Annotated in this window: 20 protein-coding genes and 1 tRNA gene; 13 read left to right on the top strand and 8 right to left on the bottom strand. The window is 41.0% G+C overall.

Annotation, left to right across the window (positions count from 1 at the left end; translation table 11 throughout):
- Nucleotides 1-257: 257 nt before the first annotated feature.
- From A4S05_RS35270 to A4S05_RS35255, 4 genes are all read left to right on the top strand, one after another.
- Entirely contained in the window at nt 258-863 is a 606-nt protein-coding gene (locus tag A4S05_RS35270; RefSeq protein WP_069074412.1) for a GerMN domain-containing protein, read from the top strand.
- A 172-nt stretch (nt 864-1,035) separates the two neighbouring features.
- A tRNA-Gly gene (locus A4S05_RS35265) sits at nt 1,036-1,107 on the top strand.
- Between the two features lie 80 nt (nt 1,108-1,187).
- Nucleotides 1,188-2,369, top strand: coding sequence for a low temperature requirement protein A (locus tag A4S05_RS35260; RefSeq protein ID WP_069074411.1), 1,182 nt, complete (start codon nt 1,188-1,190; stop codon nt 2,367-2,369).
- Between the two features lie 428 nt (nt 2,370-2,797).
- Nucleotides 2,798-3,016, top strand: coding sequence for a hypothetical protein (locus A4S05_RS35255; protein ID WP_069074410.1), 219 nt, complete (start codon nt 2,798-2,800; stop codon nt 3,014-3,016).
- Between the two features lie 476 nt (nt 3,017-3,492).
- On the opposite strand, the gene ftsH3 is transcribed toward A4S05_RS35255, so the two are convergent.
- The 3 genes from ftsH3 to A4S05_RS35240 form a co-directional block, all read right to left on the bottom strand.
- Nucleotides 3,493-5,334 carry an ATP-dependent zinc metalloprotease FtsH3 gene (gene ftsH3 / locus A4S05_RS35250; RefSeq protein WP_069074409.1) on the bottom strand — a complete coding sequence of 614 codons (1,842 nt, stop codon included), beginning with the start codon at nt 5,332-5,334 and terminating at the stop codon, nt 3,493-3,495.
- Nucleotides 5,335-5,433: 99 nt separating this feature from the next.
- Complete coding sequence (locus A4S05_RS35245) at nt 5,434-6,228, bottom strand: aminotransferase class IV (RefSeq protein WP_176727198.1); 795 nt, start codon at nt 6,226-6,228, stop codon at nt 5,434-5,436.
- Nucleotides 6,229-6,254: 26 nt separating this feature from the next.
- Nucleotides 6,255-7,040 (bottom strand): hypothetical protein, encoded by a 786-nt coding sequence (locus A4S05_RS35240; protein ID WP_069074408.1) that lies wholly within the window; start codon nt 7,038-7,040, stop codon nt 6,255-6,257.
- A gap of 531 nt (nt 7,041-7,571) precedes the next feature.
- On the opposite strand from A4S05_RS35240, the gene A4S05_RS35235 reads away from it, so the two are divergent.
- The 3 genes from A4S05_RS35235 (at nt 7,572) to A4S05_RS35225 (ending at nt 9,964) form a co-directional block, all read left to right on the top strand.
- A complete protein-coding gene (locus A4S05_RS35235; RefSeq protein WP_069074407.1) occupies nt 7,572-8,078 on the top strand; it encodes a hypothetical protein in 507 nt (168 codons plus the stop codon).
- 102 nt (nt 8,079-8,180) lie between these two features.
- Nucleotides 8,181-9,008 carry a hypothetical protein gene (locus tag A4S05_RS35230; RefSeq protein WP_069074406.1) on the top strand — a complete coding sequence of 276 codons (828 nt, stop codon included), beginning with the start codon at nt 8,181-8,183 and terminating at the stop codon, nt 9,006-9,008.
- Nucleotides 8,942-9,964, top strand: coding sequence for a hypothetical protein (locus A4S05_RS35225; RefSeq protein ID WP_176727197.1), 1,023 nt, complete (start codon nt 8,942-8,944; stop codon nt 9,962-9,964). Before A4S05_RS35230 ends, A4S05_RS35225 begins: the two co-directional genes overlap by 67 nt.
- A 139-nt stretch (nt 9,965-10,103) precedes the next feature.
- Here the strand turns inward: A4S05_RS35225 and A4S05_RS35220 are convergent, their stop codons facing one another.
- The gene (locus A4S05_RS35220; protein ID WP_069074404.1) at nt 10,104-11,339 is read right to left on the bottom strand and encodes an acetate kinase; all 1,236 of its coding nucleotides are present in this window, start codon (nt 11,337-11,339) and stop codon (nt 10,104-10,106) included.
- A 147-nt stretch (nt 11,340-11,486) separates the two neighbouring features.
- Here A4S05_RS35220 and A4S05_RS35215 point away from each other — a divergent pair, with 147 nt between their 5' ends.
- Nucleotides 11,487-12,365 (top strand): M48 family metallopeptidase, encoded by an 879-nt coding sequence (locus A4S05_RS35215; protein WP_069074403.1) that lies wholly within the window; start codon nt 11,487-11,489, stop codon nt 12,363-12,365.
- A gap of 343 nt (nt 12,366-12,708) precedes the next feature.
- Here A4S05_RS35215 and A4S05_RS35210 read toward each other — a convergent pair whose 3' ends face one another.
- A complete protein-coding gene (locus tag A4S05_RS35210; RefSeq protein WP_069074402.1) occupies nt 12,709-13,581 on the bottom strand; it encodes an S-methyl-5'-thioadenosine phosphorylase in 873 nt (290 codons plus the stop codon).
- A gap of 451 nt (nt 13,582-14,032) precedes the next feature.
- On the opposite strand from A4S05_RS35210, the gene A4S05_RS35205 reads away from it, so the two are divergent.
- Nucleotides 14,033-15,160 carry a metallophosphoesterase family protein gene (locus tag A4S05_RS35205; RefSeq protein WP_069074401.1) on the top strand — a complete coding sequence of 376 codons (1,128 nt, stop codon included), beginning with the start codon at nt 14,033-14,035 and terminating at the stop codon, nt 15,158-15,160.
- A 22-nt stretch (nt 15,161-15,182) separates the two neighbouring features.
- On the opposite strand, the gene A4S05_RS35200 is transcribed toward A4S05_RS35205, so the two are convergent.
- Nucleotides 15,183-16,415: an FIST signal transduction protein gene (locus tag A4S05_RS35200; protein WP_069074400.1), complete on the bottom strand. Its 1,233-nt coding sequence runs from the start codon at nt 16,413-16,415 to the stop codon at nt 15,183-15,185.
- A 373-nt stretch (nt 16,416-16,788) separates the two neighbouring features.
- Here A4S05_RS35200 and A4S05_RS35195 point away from each other — a divergent pair, with 373 nt between their 5' ends.
- The 3 genes from A4S05_RS35195 (at nt 16,789) to A4S05_RS35185 (ending at nt 18,661) form a co-directional block, all read left to right on the top strand.
- Entirely contained in the window at nt 16,789-17,034 is a 246-nt protein-coding gene (locus tag A4S05_RS35195; RefSeq protein ID WP_069074399.1) for a Calvin cycle protein CP12, read from the top strand.
- 694 nt (nt 17,035-17,728) lie between these two features.
- On the top strand, nt 17,729-18,325 hold the full coding sequence (locus tag A4S05_RS35190) for a DUF3177 family protein (RefSeq protein ID WP_069074398.1): 597 nt from the start codon (nt 17,729-17,731) through the stop codon (nt 18,323-18,325).
- A 39-nt stretch (nt 18,326-18,364) separates the two neighbouring features.
- Nucleotides 18,365-18,661: a DUF7734 family protein gene (locus A4S05_RS35185; protein WP_069074397.1), complete on the top strand. Its 297-nt coding sequence runs from the start codon at nt 18,365-18,367 to the stop codon at nt 18,659-18,661.
- 238 nt (nt 18,662-18,899) lie between these two features.
- Here A4S05_RS35185 and A4S05_RS35180 read toward each other — a convergent pair whose 3' ends face one another.
- Both A4S05_RS35180 and A4S05_RS35175 read right to left on the bottom strand, forming a co-directional pair.
- Entirely contained in the window at nt 18,900-19,697 is a 798-nt protein-coding gene (locus tag A4S05_RS35180; protein ID WP_069074396.1) for a peptidylprolyl isomerase, read from the bottom strand.
- Nucleotides 19,698-20,276: 579 nt separating this feature from the next.
- Nucleotides 20,277-20,651 (bottom strand): c-type cytochrome, encoded by a 375-nt coding sequence (locus tag A4S05_RS35175; protein ID WP_069074395.1) that lies wholly within the window; start codon nt 20,649-20,651, stop codon nt 20,277-20,279.
- A 210-nt stretch (nt 20,652-20,861) separates the two neighbouring features.
- Here A4S05_RS35175 and petG point away from each other — a divergent pair, with 210 nt between their 5' ends.
- Nucleotides 20,862-20,975, top strand: a complete 114-nt coding sequence (gene petG, locus A4S05_RS39710) for a cytochrome b6-f complex subunit V (protein ID WP_063721252.1) — start codon at nt 20,862-20,864, stop codon at nt 20,973-20,975.
- Nucleotides 20,976-21,250: the final 275 nt, after the last annotated feature.

The raw sequence follows: 21,250 nt of genomic DNA, 5'->3' as shown, positions 1-21,250 counted from the left end.
GGTATATCTTCGTTTGCCTCACCCTTGTTTCTTTTGGTCAAGCTTTTTGGGATGGGCGTAGACGCAGAGTGGCTTATTGTCAAAACATTGCTTCTTGAATAACAGATGTTGTAATTTCGGTGTATAGTATAACCCTCGACTTTAACAGATTTTGGGTTGACACTTTATAGACTGGCTCAAGATTCACAAATTTATGCGGAATTAATACCAGCGACACTGAAATTGATAGCAGCAACATCATTCTATAAGCAAAATTTATGACCACAACTAAGAGATATTTTTTACCCCTTATTTTTGTGACAATGCTTGTCAGCCTCAGCAGTTGTAGTTCTAATCCCACCGCTCGTAATATTGACAGCGAAACACCATCCCCCACTACAACACCAACAAATAACGCTTCAGCTCCTACTCCCAGCCAAATTCCTAGCGTAGCTCAGTTGAGAGAAAAATCTCCTGATCAAGAATCTTCTAAGGAAAATACGCCTTCTTCACCAACACCTAAAGCTGTCACTAGTAAAACTACCAACGTCACACTGTACACCAGTGATACTCAATGTCAAGAATTTATTTCAGAAAAAGTTTCGGTACCAGCCGAGGAACCAGTGACAAATGTAGTGAGTAAAATCTTAGAAAAACGAGATACAAGCGACTTTAGCTTGTCTGGATATCGTGTCAACATCAAAAATGGCATTGCTACAGTTGATTTGCGAATATCTCCTGATTCAAAGCGGCAAATAGCTTCTCTTTCTAGTTGTGAACAGTTTGCTCTGTTTGGCAGTCTCCGGAAAACCCTAACGAGTAATGCCCAATGGAATATTAAAGAGGTTCGCTTTACCGAGCGAGGAGAGAACATTGTTCTTTAGTTAAATATGGTAGTAAGTGTTGTCATTAACTAGCTAAAAAGATTTCCCAATTTGAACAACCACAGGATTTATGCATCAACAGTTATTAAAACAGTGCATTTTCTAGGCAATTGAAAACATCTGTAAATAGTGGTAGGATTCATTTTGGCTGCAAGTTTGATGACAGCAATTCGCGGGTGTAATTCAGTGGTAGAATGTCACCTTCCCATGGTGAACGTCGTGGGTTCGAGTCCCATCGCCCGCTTTTGTACTGTAGAGTTCTACACCCTCGCTAATGAATGACGGCTAATGGTAAAAAACAATTAGCGATTCGCAATTAGCACTATGGCAAATTTTCTCCAACCACCAAGATTACGTATTGGTGAAGACACCGAAGAAGAACGACACGCTACTTGGCTAGAACTTTTTTATGATTTGGTTTTTGTAGTTGCAGTTTCTCAACTCGCCCACAATCTTAATGAAGATATCTCTCTATCAGGATGGTTTGGGTTTATAGTTCTATTTATACCAGTTTGGTGGTCATGGATTGGCACCACATTCTATGCCAACCGCTTTGATAGCGATGATCTGGGACATCGGCTGTTGATTGGTATACAAATGCTGACAGCAGCAGCAATGGCTATTAATATCCACCACGGTTTGGGTGAGAGTTCCCCTGGTTTTGCCATTTCCTACGCTCTCGGCCGAGTTGTGCTTGTAATCGAATATGTTCGTGCTGGAAGACATATCTCTTCAGCGCGTCCTTTGACCAATCGTTATGCTGTTGGTTTTGCGATCGCAGCCTTCTTTTGGTTAATATCAGCATTAGTACCCATTCCTTGGCGATTCGGATTATGGACACTGGGAATAATTATTGACTTTGCGACACCTTTAACAGGACGTAAGTTTCAGATCGGCTTACTCCCCCACGCCTCTCACTTACCAGAACGTTTCGGGCTATTTACCATTATTGTTTTGGGTGAAGCAATCATTGCAGTAGTCAATGGTGTTTCTGAGCAAAAATGGGATGTTTTAACCGCGATTTCTGCTATATTCGGTCTAATTATCGCCTTTAGCTGGTGGTGGGTATATTTTGATAACTTGGGTGGTAAACCTATTGAGATGGCACGGACACATGGAAAAGTTGGTGTTGTCAATCTCTGGCTGTACACCCATTTACCGCTAGTGATTGGGATTGCTGCTGCTGGAGTTGGTGTAGAACAAATCTTGTTGAGTAAACCAACTTTAGCACTACCAGATTCCCAGCGATGGCTCATGTGTGGTTCCGTAGCATTATGCTCTCTAGCTGTCAGTATTCTTCACAGATTTGGAGTGATCCGTTATTGCAAAATTCGTTCCCAGTATAGACTTGGGGGTGCAGTTATGCTGCTAGCGATCGCTATCTTTGGCAAAGGTTTGTTACCTGTTGCAGTCATTACCCTTGTAGCTATAGTTTCTGCGGTTCAAGTCGTTCAAGATTTATATCAGAGTCGTCCCACTACCCGCTTGGTTGACCCAGAAATCTAACTCCTGGCGTAATTTATTTCATACCCTCTTTTGGGTCTAGGGGCGCACAGCTAGCTGTGTGCCCCTAAAAAGTATCTGCACAATTAAAATCTGAAGCATTCCTGGAAACACATCTATCCTATGGAGTAATTTTTAACAAAATAAATAAATATTTATATAGTTATTTAAAGATTATGTAATCTCAGTATTCAAACCCGACGCTGTAAAGCTGAGAAATTAAAGCATTATCGTCTATCGGATGTAGCAGAGCCAAAGGAGGAATGTCAGGGTTATGAGATGTACCTTTGGGTAGTGAAGTCAAGTAGGTGAAATATTTATTAATATTATTAATAGTAAGTGTAAATTCAGCGTCAGGAATCCAAAAAAAATTCCTACTGACAGGTATTTTGCATCAATCACCAGATTCTTCACTAACGGAGCAGAAGATCATGAACGACCAAGAACCATCAGACTCTAAAGAGTTCGTCGGAAATCTCAAGAATGGGATTTGGCTATTTGGACTGTCATCCTGGGTATTTGGCATTACCGATCGCAGTATTGCTTCATTTGCAGATGGTTATCTATCTGCTTTGGACTTGACGCAACTATTCACAGCGGCTACATTCTTTGTGGCGTGGCTATTTTTGAAACCGGCATCCAGAGTTTAGAATCGGCGACTGGTTGAGCATCCAGTCATTCTTCACGCTAGTCTTGTAAAGATTCAGAAAGTTATCTATTTGATCGCTGTAAGGGGTGTGCCACAGAATGCATAGATTCTTTTGTCTTGATCACAATCAGGGTAATTCGTAAAATCTCCGAATTACCTCGATTTCTAGGCTTTTTCCTTCCCCTTTAACCCTTAACCGACAAGTATTGAGTCGTGTATCTAGAAAAATTTTTCTAATTTTCCGGAATTGATTATGGTCAGATGGTAGTCTCTATCAGACTACCGATTTATACTGAAACTCTATAACGAAACCTTCGGGGTATATAACCCCATTTATGATTAAAAGCCCGGTCTTCATGGCCGGGCTTTTGACAGGGAATAAAAAAAATTGGGGTAACTCTGGAAAATCCCAGAATTACCCCGAATTTCAAAAGTTAGGAGTTAGAAATTGTTTTTAACTCATCACTTCTCATTAAATTAGGCAAACGCAGCAGTTGTCACATCATTATTCGACAGAATTTCTTGCAATTCTTCAGCGTCTACTGTTTCTTTGTCAACCAGCATTTGTGCTATCTGATCTAAAATGTGGCGGTTACCTACTAACACTTCTTTAGCGCGTGTATAGGCAACATCTACAAGTTTACGAACTTCTTCATCAATAGCGGCGGCGGTTTCTTCAGAAAAATCGCGCTCTGACATGATATCTCTTCCGAGGAACATGTTACCTTGTTGACGACCAAGGGCAACAGGGCCCAAGCGATCGCTCATCCCAAATCGGGTAATCATCTGACGAGCAACACGGGCTACTTGTTGTAAGTCATTAGAAGCACCAGTGGTAACTTCTTCTTCACCAAAGATTAATTCTTCAGCAATCCGACCACCCAAAGCCACTGCCATCTGATTTTCTAGATAAGCGCGGCTGTATAAACCAGTGTCCATCCGGTCTTCGCTGGGGGTAAACCAAGTTAAACCACCTGCGCGACCACGAGGGATGATGCTAATCTTTTGTACTGGGTCATAGTCAGGCATTAAAGCACCAACTAAGGCGTGACCAGCTTCGTGATAAGCAACCAAGGTTTTGCGCTTTTCGCTCATTACTCGGTCTTTCTTCTCTGGCCCAGCTAATACGCGATCGATTGCGTCGTTGATTTCATCCATCGAAATCTCAGTCAAATTCCGTCGTGCTGCCAGAATTGCGGCTTCATTCAACAGGTTGGATAAATCTGCGCCAGTAAATCCAGGTGTACGACGGGCAATTTTATCCAAGTCCACATCTTTCGCCAAGGTCTTGCCACGGGCATGTACCTTGAGAATTTCGCTGCGTCCGGCATAGTCGGGACGGTCTACTACAACTTGACGGTCAAAGCGACCAGGACGCAACAGTGCTGCATCTAGGACATCAGGACGGTTGGTAGCGGCAATAATGATGATGCCAGTATTACCTTCAAAGCCATCCATTTCTGTAAGCAACTGGTTGAGGGTTTGTTCCCGCTCATCGTTACCACCACCTAAACCTGCACCCCGTTGACGACCTACAGCGTCAATTTCATCGATGAAGACGATACAAGGAGCATTGGTCTTTGCTTGTTCAAATAAATCGCGGACGCGGGATGCACCCACACCTACGAACATTTCCACAAATTCCGAACCGGAGATCGAGAAGAACGGTACACCTGCTTCACCAGCTACGGCACGAGCTAGGAGGGTTTTACCTGTACCAGGAGGGCCAACTAACAGCACACCTTTAGGAATTTTTGCACCAACAGCGGTAAAGCGATCGGCGTTTTTCAAAAAGTCTACGACTTCGTTTAATTCCAACTTGGCTTGGTCAATACCAGCGACATCACTAAATGTCACCTGAGTTTGTGGTTCCATTTGCACTCTGGCTTTGGATTTGCCAAAGTTCATCGCTTGGCTGCCTGGGCCACTTTGAGCGCGACGTAGCAAGAAGAATAAGCCAACCAAAAGCAATACAGGGAAAAATAAGCTGCTTAGTGCCTTAAACCAAAATCCTTCATCGGTTTGGGGCAAAACAGAAATATCAACGCCTTTAGAAGTCAGAGTATTAATCAGGTCTGGATCGTTGACTAAGGTAACAATCCGTTTAGCTGGGTCATATTTGGGTGTAACCAGTGCTGTAGAGCGATCTGCACTCAAGCTGACTTTTTCTACTCTGCCTTGCTGAACTTCTTGAATAAAGCGACTGTATCGCCATGTCTCTCTGCTTTGGGGTTGTTTGTCAAAAAATGCTGTTCCCAGCGCAATGACGACAATAAACAGCAGCGCGTACAGCCCTGCATTTCTCCATCTTTTATTCACTAAGGTCTATCCTCCGGTATTTTTCGCGCCATCGCCAGAAAAGTCATTATTAAGAATTATGTTAACTTATCTTAAGATATAACAAATTTGGCGTGAGTGTCATGCTGAAAAAAGCCCCTTTATTAGCTGAAAACTCTGATGGTAGGGATTATATTGTAGCGACCCTGAAGGCTGATTAACGGTATGAATGGGAATAATTTCTACCACACTATTAGTGTAGGCGATCGCTTTAAATCTCTGGACTAACTCGACGCTCCAAGCTTCTTCCCGCACTGGCTGCTGGTGTTTTTGCAGCCAGTTTACAAGTTGCGATCGCATAATTCCTGGCAAAATTCCTGCCTTTATTGGCGGCGTGTACCAACTGCGATCGCACCATCCCCAAAGATTGCCTGTACTGGTTTCTAGCCAATTTCCTTGGGAATCGACTAATATTGCTTCTTGACCATCTAAGCTAGTTTTTGCTAACCAAGCACTCAAATAGTTTCCAGTTTTATGAGAAGGGAGAGAGCGAGAAAATTCTGAACTAGCAACGGCGCAGATAACACCATTTTTTTGTTTTTCTGTCAAATTGTGTGGTAAGAATCTGCCAGTTATCCATTCTCGTCCATCGGGAAAAAGGGTAATTCTGAGAACTGGGAAGTGTGCAAGGAGGATTTCGGCACCTTGACGCACACGGTTCCAGTCTGGTTGATGCCAGCCAAAAGTTTGTAGTGAGTAAAGTAGGCGATCGCAGTGTGCTTGCCAATTAGTTAAATTACTATCTAGGGAATTCTCATAAACTCGCAATGTTGTAAAAACAGTTGCCCCATAAAGTAAACCTGGATCGTTAATGTTTAATTCTAGGGTTTGAGACTTAATTAGTTTACCGTTGTACCAAAAAATCTCATTTGTCATTTGCCCAATGTCCAATGCCCCATTGCTTAATCTTTTGGTGGAAATACAATTTTATTAGTACCTTCAGGAGTTGTAACTACTTTTCCTCCTAAAGCTTCGATTGCCCTAATTGCTCGTTTCTGAGTTCTCTCATCAACTTGATTATTTAAAACCATTGACCAAGTAGAAATTTGGGCATATTTACTGTTAGGATTTCGACTCAGAAATTCCGCAGTTTTTTGGGAAGTAGTAGCTATAAATTGACTCTCTTCATCAGACAATTTACTAGCCCAGTTTGCTGCCATTGCAAAAGATTGTTGGGCAGCTTGAGCGTCGCCTAAAAATAATAACTCATCAATTCCTTTGTAACGCCAGATGTAATAAGACTTTTCGGGAACTGAGGGAGATAGTGATTTTAAGCCTTGCTCTGATATTGCGATCGCACGTTCTGGCATAGCAGCATATAATGAAGTACTAATAGAAAGACTCCGATACGCTGCTAAAAATCGCGGGTCACGTTCTAAAATTACTTCAAAATATTCTGGACTTAAACTGTAACCTGTTTTATCCCGAACTTCATCATCTCCGAAATATTGTAAAAAATTGAGATATACCAAATCTGCGATGAAGTTATCATAACCAAAACTAGGCATTTTTTGGAGTAAATTAAGACGGATATTTTCAGATTTTATTTCTTTCTCTAGGGTTTCTAAAGAGGCAGATTGTTTGCTACTTATTAGTTTTTGTAATTGCGGAAATTGAATCAATCCCACTCCTAATATACATACACAAGCTACTAAAGGTGTAGTAAAAGATTGACGATCTAGCAACATATTTTTCTTATTTTTATCGGCATGACTATATTATTATATACATAGTAATACAAGAAAATTCGAGCAGCACTTGCGCCTCTACGCCATGCTAGGTAAAACATCAACCAGGTTGATTAAAATAAATTAGTTAATTTATTTAGTATTAAATTATACATAAAATTTAATTCACTCTGAGATCCACTTTAGGCTCATTTGTCTAAGAGTAGGATTTAATTTATACCTATTGTAACGAAACGGCCAAAAGCTACTTAAAAAATCCTTTCAGAATCACGCCACTATCAAACAATGGGGTAACCCCTTCCGTAATGCTGAACTCACTGCGTTGCAGTGGCTCCAAAATCTAAAAATGGTATTATTCTTTTTCTAAGATAAATTTGGCTTTAGAAAAGCATAGCTTTTTTCAGGAAAAATTTCTTAAAATATTAAGTTCTTTTGACTTTAGTTACTTTTTTTTAGTAAAAGCCTTGAAAATTTTGACATAACCTAAAATTGTATTTTGTTTATATTTAAATCTGTAACCCCCAAAATATCATGGTGAATCATGTTGTTGACGAAAACACAGAAATTAATGGTCAAGCTAGCGAAAATGGGGAAAGAAATAGTCAATGGAGCAAACCAAGTAGTGAATTTAAAAGAAAAGTTAAAAAGCTGAATACTAAAGGAGAAGGATTCAATATTGATGACATTATTGATGCCATTCAAACAGCAATAGTTGAAGTTGTTGAGCTAGAAATTACCACTTGGGTTCCAGAGTCATCTACTCAAATTGAAGAAATAAAAGGGCAACAAATTGCTCAACCAGGGAATCGAATGCACACCATAATCAATTTAATTGATGGTGATATCAATAATGAAGTTGGTAGTCAATTTGTTGGTAGTGGGCCGTATACAGAACTTCGCGAATTTCATCTAAGTCAAATAAAAGAAAGTCGAGAAATTATGCAAAAAAATATAGAGAGTTTGCAAAAGTTGTATGGATTTTTTATAGAAATAATGAAATCTCGTAAAACTTCACAACAATCGCCATCCCGTCCATAGTAATCGTTATTTATTAATAATCACCCTAAAATACCTACAGCATCGGAACTTGTCCAAATCTGTAGGTTAATTCGCTTTATAAAAATCAAGGAAATTGTTATTATGTCCAACCAAATTCAAGAACAAGCCAGGGATTTGCTAGGGAAAATAGTTTCATCTGTACATGGATTAGTCGATGATATTACAGCTTTAGAAGTAAATACGATGGTTGTCGAGCAAATTACTGGCGCAAAGTTTAATGCTTGGCAAGCCTATGAAGAGATTTATTCAATAAAAGATAAAGACTACTTTCATGTTAAAGGAATTCCCGATCCGGACAATTTGCCAGAACCAGACAAAACTCAAGCCTATGAATTACAAAAACTTTATAAAAGTCTCTTTTCGCAGCTAGAAAAAGAATATTTTTATATTCTTCTTGAAAAAAGTACTGATACTAGTGATCCAGATCCTAGGATAGTACGATATCAGGAGCGTCTTAAATATGAATTGGAAAATGATCCAAATATTCTTCCAGAAGATCCGGTATACATAAAGCTAGCTCGACCAATATTGCCTGCTCCAACTCCTGTTGCAGATGAAGAAGATAATCAAAAGAATTTGCAGCAAAGGTGGAAAGAGATTGAACAGCTTTTGAATAATGGTAAATTCATTCGTACTTTACGGAAAATGTCTGAACTTAAAGCTGCACTAGATGGTGGTCAGATTAACAGTGTAGATATTGATATTATCTATGCTCAAACTGTTATGCAGTTAGATGGAGATATTATCAGCCGTTACCATAAAAAGCTATTTCAATTACCTGAAATGGATAGAGATTTAATCTTAAAAATACATAATGAAGGGATAGTTGCTGGAGAAAAACAGTGGCGTGGAACGCTAGAGTTTCTGATTGGTATTATACAAAATATCGCAAAATTATCCCGACAATGAAAGCTTATAAAACACACACAAATAATGAAGATGATGTTCAACTCTTTTTCTTTGTGCAAATACCTCAAGGCACTCCTATTGAACTTGAAATTAAGGTTGAGCCAGGACAGTATACTTTTTATCTAAATAGGGCAGTTTTAAAACAAATTGAGGAAGCGCGAAAAATAGGCTGCTCTCTGTACGTTCCACCAAAATTATTAGCTTACATTTGGTACTACAACTGCTTTAGGGATAAAATTTACTTTAGCAAAAATACTGTACAAGATAAGAAATTAGTTATTAATAAAAAAATCTTTAAAATTTTTGACGATACTTTTATAGTAAGTTTTATCAAATTATTCTGGAATAAATCATTACAAAATAAATTGGCGTTACAGTACGGAGTTACTTTTAATTTTTATTATCAAGAAGATACATCAGGGTTATATTTTTGGAAAGAGCAAGATATTGTTTTACAAAGTAATGTCTTATTTTATGGTGACATAATTCACAAAATAAAGAGTGACTTTATCCAAAATCCTGAGTGTTTAAATATTGTTTCTGTACATTATTGGCTTATTGAACAAATACTAAGCTATCTTCGGACTAAATTAAATCTATTCGCTTGGGAACTAGCTTCGCTGTTTCCTGCTACTTTTTTCGCTTGGAAATTACACTTAGCACAATCACTTACACTTTCATTATCAATACTTGCTGGTCTAGTAACATCTTTTGTATTTGCTATTGTTCGCTATTGGCTTGTTAATCAACTTCCGAGATGGACTTCTATCAGTTCTCAATCTCGAAATTGGCTGGCGTGGGGACTAACTTGTATCACTTCTAGTATTTTTGTTTTTACTCTCAATGATTTCTTGTTTTTGCTATTTTTGTCACTAATCGGGCCGCTCTTAAAATGGGTTTTTAGTATTATAGTGGGGCAAATTGGTAAAGGTTTTATGCGTTGGTTACTGGCTTGAAAATTGGGTGTGAGACATTGAAAAATAGATTTTCCAGTCAAAGGCTGTTTTTATAAAAAGGCTAGGGGTATCGAGTTTTGACAGTATATTTAAACTGCACATTTAAACAATGTTGTTTAGATTAAACTAGACTTGCTAATTACGAATTACATGTCACGAACTTTTTTACAAGTTGCCAACACTGTTGAGCGATCGCCCAATCTTCTTGAGTATGAATAACCAATACCCGGACTGCGGAATCGGATGTAGCAATATCCTCATCCACAGGCTGCTGTTGATTTTTCTCAAGGTCAAGTTTTAATCCCAAAAATTCAAAGGCTTCACAGGCGGCTTGACGAATTTCCGCAGAGTGTTCACCCACACCGGCTGTAAACACTAAAGTATCTAATCCGCCCAAACTAGTGAGCATTGCACCAATACCAGAACGCAAGCGATGTACGTAGATATCCCAAGCCAGTTGGGCGCGAGAATTACCTTGAGCGATCGCTTCTCTCACTTCACGCATATCGCTAGATACACCCGAAATTCCCTTTAACCCAGAGGTTTTATTTAAGATATCATCCAATTTTTCGATGGAGTAATTACCGTACCGCAACAGGTAAATTAAAATCCCCGGATCAACTGAACCAGAACGACTACCCATCATTAATCCTTCTACGGGTGTGAATCCCATAGTGGTATCAATACTGCGACCATTTTTAATCGCCGCTAAAGAACAACCATTGCCCAAATGACAGGTAATTAACCGCTCAGGTGGAACATCTTGACCAAGAATTTGGGCAGCGCGTTGAGAACAGTATTGGTGACTGATACCATGAAACCCATAGCGACGAATACCTTGCTCTACCCACTGATATAGGCCGGGATAAATTGCGGCCGCATCAGGTAGAGTGGCATGAAATCCGGTATCAAACACTGCTATTTGAGTGACATTTTCTAAGATGTTTTCAATTGCTTCTATTCCTTCCACTGCGACTGGATTATGTTCTGGTGCAAGGTTAGACAGACCAGCGATCGCCTTTTTGACATCCTCAGTAATTACCACACTATCTTGATAATCCTGTCCACCATGTACTACCCTATGCCCCACCACATCGATTTCTGATAACTGATCAATTACCTTGGTAGCACCATGACTAAGTGTATTGAGCATATAGTTGAGGTGTGCTTGTCGGGATTCACCAGAGATTGATTCTTGCAGCTTTGCACCCGCAGTAGTTTTCACCTCAATTTCTGCCACACCGTGATCTTGAGTCCAGTTGATTTTCCCTTCCCAAAGGGGTTGGGGTGCTTGGGTGGGGAGAGCTTCTTCTGCAATTTCATACAGACAACTTTTTTCGCTGCTCGAGCCGGCATTCAGCACCAATATCTTCATATAACAACATAAAAACATGATCTCTTTTGATCATGTCACTAAGTCTCACACCATGCTTAGTTTTCTTAAATCGTTATACTAACTGTGGGAGGCTGTTTATCTATCCAGCCAAATTCCATAGTTGTGTTTTTTATAGCTTGCTGCACTATGTCCTTCTTCAAAACCCCGCTGATTGGTTTAAAAGCTGACTCATTTCGTCATCCATTAGACCTGGAAGCTACCAGAGCGCTCAAGCAGATACCAGGCATAGATATGTTGGTGCGAAATTGGCTCGGGCCAATGGCAGAGCAGGTTTTCTATGTGGAAAATATTGCCTCCAGTGTTTTGGTGGGTGAAAAACAACTGCCCGATTTACATAAGTTGTTGTTAGACGCTTGTAAAATTCTAGATATAGATCCTCCCCAGTTGTATGTCAGGCAACATCCGGCTCCCAACGCTTATACTTTTGCTGTGCGGGGTAAGCAGCCCTTTGTTGTGCTACACACTTCCCTGATTGATATGCTCACACCAGAAGAAATACAGGCAGTAATTGCCCACGAGTTGGGGCATCTCAAGTGTGATCATAGTGTTTACTTGACTCCTGTAAATTTATTAATATTAGCTGCGGCAATTGTGCCCAATGTCGGAACCTTTGTTGCCCAAGCCATACAGACACAACTTTTAGAATGGGTACGCTGTGCTGAGTTTACCTGCGATCGCGCCGCATTACTAGCAACTCAAGACCCTAAAGTTGTTATGTCCGTGTTGATGAAGTTGGCAGGGGGTTCTCCCACCTTAGCGCCACAACTAAATCTTGATGCCTTCGTTGCTCAAGCCCGCGCTTATGATGATATTAGCAAGACAGAACTGGGTGAAATGGTCAAAACTGCCCGCACAGCCCAATTAACCCATCCAGTACCAGTGCTAAGGGCGCGAGAAATTGATCGCTGGGCAAGTAGCACAGAATATCAAACTCTGTTGCAAAGTCACGGACTGAAGTCTACTAATAATGAAGTTGCACCAAAAGGTGGGTGGCGCAATTGGTAGAGTTACTAATCACGATCTTCCTCACACCATAGGATTACAAGTCTAGCCATTAGAAATCGCAGCTGATAAATTATTTTGCCGCAATACACTAATTATGATTGTGAAAAATTAATCACTGAATTTGAAGGAAAGTGATTTCTAGGACGGCTACGCTTACGCACCATCATCTGGCCAGATACAACGAATAAGCAAAGCTTGATCACGAAAATCATGATTTTGTTGACGGCAGCTTATATAGTTACGTGCGATCGCCTGTATGATTTTATAATACTAGTCCGTCGCTGAAGAGTCAGTGGTAGCGTAGGCGTAGCCCGTCATAGACATCACTCAATCATCACCAATACTATAAATACTTCTGCAACAATAACCCTAACTTTTCCTTCGTCGCCGCTGGTGCTTTATCCAACTGAGTCAAAATCGCATACTGCAACGCCGAATGCGCCTCACTAGGTGGTGGATTTTCACTCAAGCGCCGCACAGTTTCTTGAATCACCTTTTGAGCATTCACAGCATTCCGCAGCAAATTACCAATTACCAGTTCCACCGTCACACTGTCATGGTCTGGATGCCAACAATCATAATCTGTCACCAGCGCTAAAGTTGCATAAGCAATTTCCGCTTCCCTTGCCAACTTCGCTTCTGGTAAATTCGTCATCCCAATGATTGTTGCATCCCAACTGCGGTAAAGATTCGATTCAGCCTTTGTAGAAAAAGCTGGCCCTTCCATGCACACATAAGTGCCGCCGCGATGGAGAGTAACTTCTGGTAAATTGAGAGATGCGATCGCATCTGCCAATACAGTAGCCAAATTCTTACAAATCGGATCACCAAAGGCAATGTGAGCTACAATTCCTTCACCAAAAAACGTTGAAATCCGATTTTTCGTTCTATCAATAAACTGATCTGGCACCACCATATCTAGTGGTTTCGCCTCTGCTTTCAAGGAACCCACAGCACTAGCTGAGATTAAATACTTCACACCCAATTGCTTCATCGCATAGATATTAGCGCGAAATGGTAACTCGGAAGGTAAAAGCGTGTGATTGCGACCATGACGCGCTAAAAAAGCTACTCGTGTACCATCCAAAGTCCCCAGAATCAAAGCATCAGATGGTGAACCAAAAGGAGTCTCGACTCGCACCTCTTCGACATCTTTGAGGGCATCCATTTTGTAAAGACCGCTACCACCAATAATCCCAATACTAGCTTGAGCCATGATTCTGAACCTGTTTCTTGCTAATCTGCTAAGTTATTTTATCGAAAAGGGGAGTAGTATAAAAGGCATTCAGGAGTGCTGATTTATCGAATAGAATTGAGGAGTCAGGAGTCAGGAGTCAGGAGTCAGAATTCAGAATGAATTCTGTATGACTGGCGGTGCTTCGCAGCGTTAGCGAGGCAGGAGCGTCTGAATAATCGGCGTTTTTGCACCCCCAGCAAATTAAAAATTTGGTGGTCTTCGAGCGTCTTTATTCTGACTCCTGAATTCTGACTTCTGAATTCTTCTTCAAGAGTGCTGACCACTCAACAATCATAAACATAGTGTGTAATCTATGCTTTGTGTATAGAAATGTTAAGTAGACGCACTCCTACGCAGAGAAACAAAGCAAGCGTTATACTTTTGGGAAAAGGCTTGTTTTAACCCCTGCTTTTAACATTTTCATAAATCAATGACTCTCAATTTTCGCTTTGCGGTAGTCAGCGACTTACACCTGGCACTTCCTCACACAATTTGGGATCATCCCAGTCGCTTTCATCTGGTAGAAGTAAGTATCTCAGCTTTTAAAAGTGTACTAGAACATTTAACACAACTCGATTTAGATTTCTTATTGTTGCCAGGAGATTTAACTCAGCACGGCGAACCAGAGAACCACGCCTGGTTACAACAATGTTTAGCCCAACTACCTTTTCCGGTCTACGTTGTTCCTGGTAATCATGACGTTCCTGTGCTATCTGCTGATCAGCAATCAATTGCTTTTGCGGATTTTCCCTACTATTACACGAAGTTTGGCTATGAAGATCCGCAGCAAATTTACTACATTCGTCAGTTGCTCCCCGGAGTTAAGCTAATTGGACTGAATTCTAACTTCTTTAATGACCAGGGTGAGCAGGTGGGGTGTTTGGATGCCAAACAGCTACGGTGGTTAGAAGAGGTGCTGGCGGCATCTGGTGATGACTTAGTTTTGGTGATGGTGCATCATAATGTGGTAGAGCATTTGCCCAATCAATCGAGCCATCCACTGGCAAATCGCTACATGTTAGCGAATTCAGTAGAACTATTGCAATTACTGAGGCGCTACGGAGTCAAGCTAGTATTTACTGGGCATTTGCATGTTCAGGATATTGCTTACTCAGATGGAGTATATGATATTACCACTGGCTCTTTAGTTAGCTATCCTCACCCTTACCGAGTGCTAGAGTTCCATCGAGATAACCAAGGCAAAGAATCGTTGCAAATTTTATCCCATCGGGTAGAGTCTGTACCTGAGTTCCCCGACTTGCAACAGTCATCACGGCAATGGATGGGCGATCGCTCTTTCCCCTTTCTAATCAAGCTACTAACTCACTCTCCATTAAACTTACCGTTATCACAGGCAAAAGAATTAGCTCCTAGTTTGCGCGACTTCTGGGCAACTATTGCCGATGGAGATGCAGTATTAGATTATCCTCATTTTCCCCCAGAAGTGCGGCGCTACATTCAAACATATAGTGCATCACAGTCTAACTCAGCGATCGCTACTGGTGGAACTTTAAATCTGATTGATAATAACACCACACTTTTGCTGGATAAGAGTTAGGAGGTGATTGAATACTCAGCACTCAGCACTCAGCACTGTTTTGGCGACAAATTCCAAAAGCTGAAGTGTAGGCGTGTAAGAAGGTTCTGCCACCAACAGGGCCAATTTCACCCCCACAGAAAAAGCCACCAACAGGAATATCGTTAAGATAGCGCCGAAATAGTTCAGAATCGAAGTTGGGTTTACCATACAGTCCTTCACCTCGCCCCAGACAGGAAAACATCAAAGCAGCCACGGCAGAGGGTTCAGATTCTCGTTGGTCTTGATAACTTTTGAGGAGTAATTCAAGGTCTTCAGCGGAGGCTTCAGCATCGCGTAGGTGGAATTGCAGCCTTTGACCGGGACGGACGCGATCGCCAATTGCGATCGCCCCAGCTGTTGGATCGACCCCAAGAATACCACGAATTAAAAAGTCCCCTTGCTGTAAAGCCAGCTTAAATTCATCCATCGCCACACCCACAAACAAAGAGTGCTGTGCTAATATCCGTTCTTCTTCGCTGAGACTGGCAATCAAATCTCGCAACACCACTAAAGGTACTTTTTCATCTAACTCCAAAATAATATTGCGATCGGCTTTTGTGACTTGCAACGGCTTGCCAATCGGTCGGCATCCTTGGGCTACAATCGTTTCCAAAACAATATTGCCAGTCAAAGCTATACCAACAGTGCCCTCACGATACAGGTTTTGGTGTTCTTCACCATCAGTATCGTTACAAAATAGAGCAACACGACCCCCACCACTAGCTTGTCCCCCCACTATCACTGATCCTGGATAAGCAAAATCTAGTCCCTGCAATAAATCATTGATTCCAGAAGCGAAAGAACTAGACAGCAAGATGAACTGGGGTGTCGGTGATGGTGGCACACCGATCAAATCAAGCCAAGCATCTGGTGAACTGTCTAAGTCAGGTAATTCTTCCGCAACAACATGAAAGACTTGAATATTCACTCCTGGAAGGTGTGCTAAAGTCAAGCTAATAGCTGGTTCAGCTTCCAACTCTTGGGTTTCTCCGTTAACTGTAGTCCCAATCACACCTCCACCACTACAGCCAATTAGTATTGGCACAGAAAGTTTTTCAGCTAACAAAGGTAACAGTCGGGAATACTCACTCGTAAAAGCAGACGAAATGAATACCAGTCCTAGATCAGCTGGTGCTGTTAACGATGAGACAGCTCGTTCCACCACATCTGTAACAGCGGCTTCCAAAGAATGACGGGTTGATAGGGCATTTGCCCACTGCATTTGGTCTGCCATGAGTTTTGAGCTTCTTTCTCTTTTTAGGCTAGTAGGTTTTGATTTTTTATTTTGGGAAGAATTACATCTTACAAGAATTGACGCCAGCCCTTTGTCTCCTCTATCCCAAGAAGCTGGGGTTATTATTCCCTAATATAGGCATCTAAATATATTGTATGATTATTTATCTATGCTACTGATTCCAAAAAATCTTAAAAAATAAAGGTAAATGCATCACATCTGCACTGTTTTGCTGTATTGGTTATAAATCAATAGGCTAGAACAGTAACTTATGATCAGCTAAATGGTTAGAATAGTTAGTAATGAAGCTAAATACTGCCATTTCTAAACTTTTTCTATACTAGTATTAACAACACACAACGAGACTAAAGCAATGACCAACATCCAAGAAACAGCAAAAGGCGACATCCAAGAGAAAATCCAAGAAGAAGTGGAACAAGCGCGTACTGTCTGTGATATAAACGGTAGCAATTCACCAGAGTGTGCTGCTGCTTGGGATGCAGTAGAAGAATTGCAAGCCGAAGCTTCCCACAAACGCCAAAGCAAGCCAAAAAATTCTCTAGAACAGTATTGTGATGACAACCCAGATGCAATTGAATGCCGGGTTTACGACGACTAGAAATTGAGGCAAGTAAATTTTTGTTCCTTTGGTCAGTAAGCAACTAAGATTGACCAAAAAAGACGCGAAAAGTGGGGGATAGGGCAACGCGGAGAGTCGCCCCATCCCCCTTAATTATTTCTTGATAAAAAATTCCTTAATTTAGCTTGTAATATATTTTCTCAAAATGAAACAACAAATGAATTGCCTGTAGAGACGTACAAATGTACGCCCCGATAAACTCGTTTGTAAGTAAGTCGGTGCTAATATTTACAGCTATATTAAGGAATTTTAATGTAGGATGTGTTGTCGCACAGAGCAACGCAACGTCAACAATTTAAAGTGTTTTAGCCTATGGAATAACACACCTACGGCTAATTTATATTTCTTCGTATACATTAAATTTTTCTCGCCTACTTACTTCGGATAAATTTTGTGAAATCGTAAATGACTATGGGAATCATAACTAATTAGTACAGTATTGGGGTTAACTACTGAGCTTTATGCTTTGATTAAACTATTATCAAGAAGAATTCATGCTGAATTAAAGAGTCAGAATTCAGCATGGATTGGAGTCCGCCTGACTCCTGAATAACAGGGTTTCATACCCCTAATTTATTAAGCGCTCTACAATCAGGTAATGGTATAAAAAGCCACTTGATTAAGCCTGACTCCTGATGTCTGAATTCCTTTTATCTATTGTTTGAGAAAAACTATGGACTATAACATTTGGTTTCGCCCTTTCGTCTGGATTGATTACCGACTGGCAGTATTATTCCTGGTAATTATTCCGCTAATTCTTCTAATTTGGGCATTTGTGCAAAAAGCAGAAGGCATACAACGCTTATTGACTATATACTGGCGAGTATCAAGCCTAGTGGCAATCACGATTTACTTAATGATTGCCCAGTATCCAGTTGGTTTTATCTCTGGATTAATGGCTCGGATTTTGATCCCAATTTCGCTCTGGTTCTGGGTGGATCTCAATGATGAAATTGAGTATCAAACCAGTGGCTCTTTGAAATTTATTTTTACCTCTTGGCGCTGGGCTACAACTGTTTATTGTATTTTGGGTACACTAGCTTCTATCCCTTTTTTGGTTTGTGCTTTTTCTGCCAATGTACTGAAGACTGCCTATTGTAGCGTTTGGTTCGAGGCTCCGTTGTTATTCAAAGAATATTTCCATGCTAATAGTAAAGCTGAGTTCTTAGGTTTTCTTGGCATAGTTAGTTTAGTAATTTATGTGCTTTACCTAAGCTATTTTGTTCTAATTAAGCTGGGCAAGCAGGGACGCTCGGCCACACTACAGTAACCGTCTCTGTCAGCCTTACTCCTACTCCTACCTCAAAAAATGAATTCTATTGGCAAGCGATTAGAACAATACACCGCTAAACGCCCTCAAGAAGTCTTACTTGTAACGGTGGAAATTGTTGGTGAGCAAGATACAATTGCTGTTTTCAAAGGCTTTTCCAGTTCTTTGATGCGCCCTACTGCATTTGATGCAGATGTACCAGTTCTACCAGATGGGGCAAACATCCTCAACATTGATCGAGTAGCCAGTCCTTATAATCCTGAAACACCCCGTTATATTCAACAAGGACTCTCTTGGGAAGCTATGGAAGCTCTATTATCAGAAGTAGGAGTATAAGTGAGTGATAGTCAAATGTGATTGCTCGCTTCACTCAAGCTTCTTTATTTAGCTATATCCGTAGTCACACAGGTTAGGACAGTGTTGATTGCTCAAAATATTGAAACAACAGGGTTTTACTCAGAACTCAGCACTTTGCTATGAGTTGACTAGAAAGCGATTCAAAAGTTACATTTTTATAAAAATCTGCGATCGCTACTTCGGTTTTGAAGCCAAGCATGAGAGTCATCTCCCATGCTTAGGTTAAAGGTTTATCGCCCTCTCCCTGTTCTCCTATCTCTCCTTTCCCTTGTGGTGCAGACATAATTTGCTTTTGCTGTTCTTGTAGCCAAGTTTCAAAAAGTTCATTCAGCAAGCGCACTTTCATAAATTCATCCAATTGTGCTGGAATAAATTTTTCCAACCGCAAAATCACAAACCATTCAGCGATGCGGGTAGGGGGCAATATTTGACCTGGTTGACTGCTAGACAGCATTTGCACCATTACCGGATGTAGGGCATTCAGTTCAATCGGGCCTACCAAGCCGCCAGTTTGGGCTTCTGGGCCAAGTGAGTATTCCCGCGCCAAGTCAGCAAAAGAGTTTTCTTTTGCCTGAATCCGGAAGTAGAGTTCTTGGGCAATTCCCACATCCTGAGTTCGCAGTAGGGAATAAATTACTTTGTCCAGTTTTGCTTTGGACTGAAAAAAGTAAGATTCCAGTTTATTACCCCAAGTAGCTTGCTTGAATTTTTCAATTTTTAGCTTACGAGTGGTAATAACTTCTAGTTGATCGGGAGTCAGCCCTTGATATGCCATCCAAGCCTGGATGTCTTCTTCATTTTTAAACTGTTTTTCAGCATAAAACTTCTGTTTAGCTTGGGCTACTTCTTCAGGTGTACACTCTATTGCTACCTTGTCCGAGCTTGAGTTTTGCTCTATCGCCTCATCAATGATCAATTCCCGCTGCAACTGTGGCAGCATTTGGTAACTTGCCAGTAAGGAAACCAGTTCACTCGCTGTGATTGTACGATTACCGATTTGGATCGCTTCAGTCATTAGCTTTCGGGCATCTCAAGAATATCTAGTACCGCAAGGCGGAATTCNNAATTAATTGTTTGCAAGGGTTTCAGACGTTTAAGATGGGTGGCTTATTTACGCCGTGCGGTACTAGTCTGTTCAAAAAGCTATACCGTAGCCCATTTTTTAGGAGCTTTTGCCTTAATTTTACCGAGTTAGGTATGCTAACTTACTTTCCCAATAATTAAATAGTTACTTGTTAACATACTTAAAAATATACAGGTTATATGAGTTTTTATCAAAGATTCTACGCAAATACAACCAGATGTGAAGACAAGGACACAAGACAAATGACTAATGACAGTTCTCTCCACTACAACTCAGAAGACAAAGTTATCAGACTGAACTATGGTGCTTTGAGATAACTGTGTACTCCTAGAAGGAAGCTACGCGCGGCATCTCGCACCAGAGCGTTTGGAATTTCTTCAAGTACAAGTAGCGTGATGTGCCAAGGGCGACGCTCCTAAGTCGCTAAAGCTTCTCTACAAGACGCTATCGAGCATCTAGAGGTCTGTTAACATCAGGGATTGATTATCCTACAACCAAAAATTCTTAGGTCTACAAAGACTCTAAATAGTTCAAAAGATCCGCCATTTCTTGGGCACTAGGTTGGAATTTCGGCATTGGCGGTGTTTCGCCACTGATTACTTGGTGAATCAGCCCGTACCGAGACTTGTGCTTTGAAACGGCTTGCAAACTGGGCCCCACTCGCCCATCTGCTTCTAAGCCATGACAACCAGCACAATTAATTTGAAAGATCGCGTGTCCTTGAATTGGGTTTCCTGTTAAGGATAGAACACTCTTGACATAAGGATCGGAGGCTTGAACCAACTGAACACCAAAAAAGCCCAAAGGGACTGCTAGCAGTATGGCCAGCGTCAATAAAACGATCCGCTGAATCAAAATTTCAGGTTTGGTAATCTGGTTATCCAAAAGGTTTGCGATGAAAGTCTAGGTGTGCCGAAAAGTTTTCATTTCCTACACATAGCTTAAAAGTTCTTGATTGTGTCTGCAAGCACAGAAGACTATTTTCTTGTGGGCAGTCACCCTCCAAAAAGGCTGTAGGGCGCAGGATTCATACCAAATTTGGTAAAATCAAAAACAGGCAACGAATATTTAATAATTACAAAGAGGAGATTTACAGTGGTTGAACCCCTGCTATCAGGTATTGTCCTTGGTCTAGTTTTCGTTACTCTCGCGGGACTTTTTTACGCTGCATATAAGCAATACAAGCGCCCCAATCAGTTGGGGGGATGAGGGAGTGCTGAGTTTTGAGTGCTGAGTTTTGAGTGGGGGAGATGATGAGGATGAGGAAGACGAGGGGGAAGAGTAATTAGACATCTTACAAAAGTTACTTTTGCAAGATGTTGGGGAAAGGTTAAAGGGAAAATTCCGTCCTTTCCCCTTTCCCCCTGCCCCTTATCCCCAGAGGGGGCCCCACCTTCTTTCAAGGGTAGGGGTTTAAGAAAGAGGGAGAAAAGCAGGTAAAATACACAACTGTTGTCAGACCGCAAAAATATGCAAGTCAGATG

This window comes from Nostoc sp. KVJ20 (assembly GCF_001712795.1).
GTDB lineage: Bacteria > Cyanobacteriota > Cyanobacteriia > Cyanobacteriales > Nostocaceae > Nostoc.
Note: the sequence above shows the minus strand (reverse complement) of the source record. Positions and strands in the feature narration are given on the sequence as shown.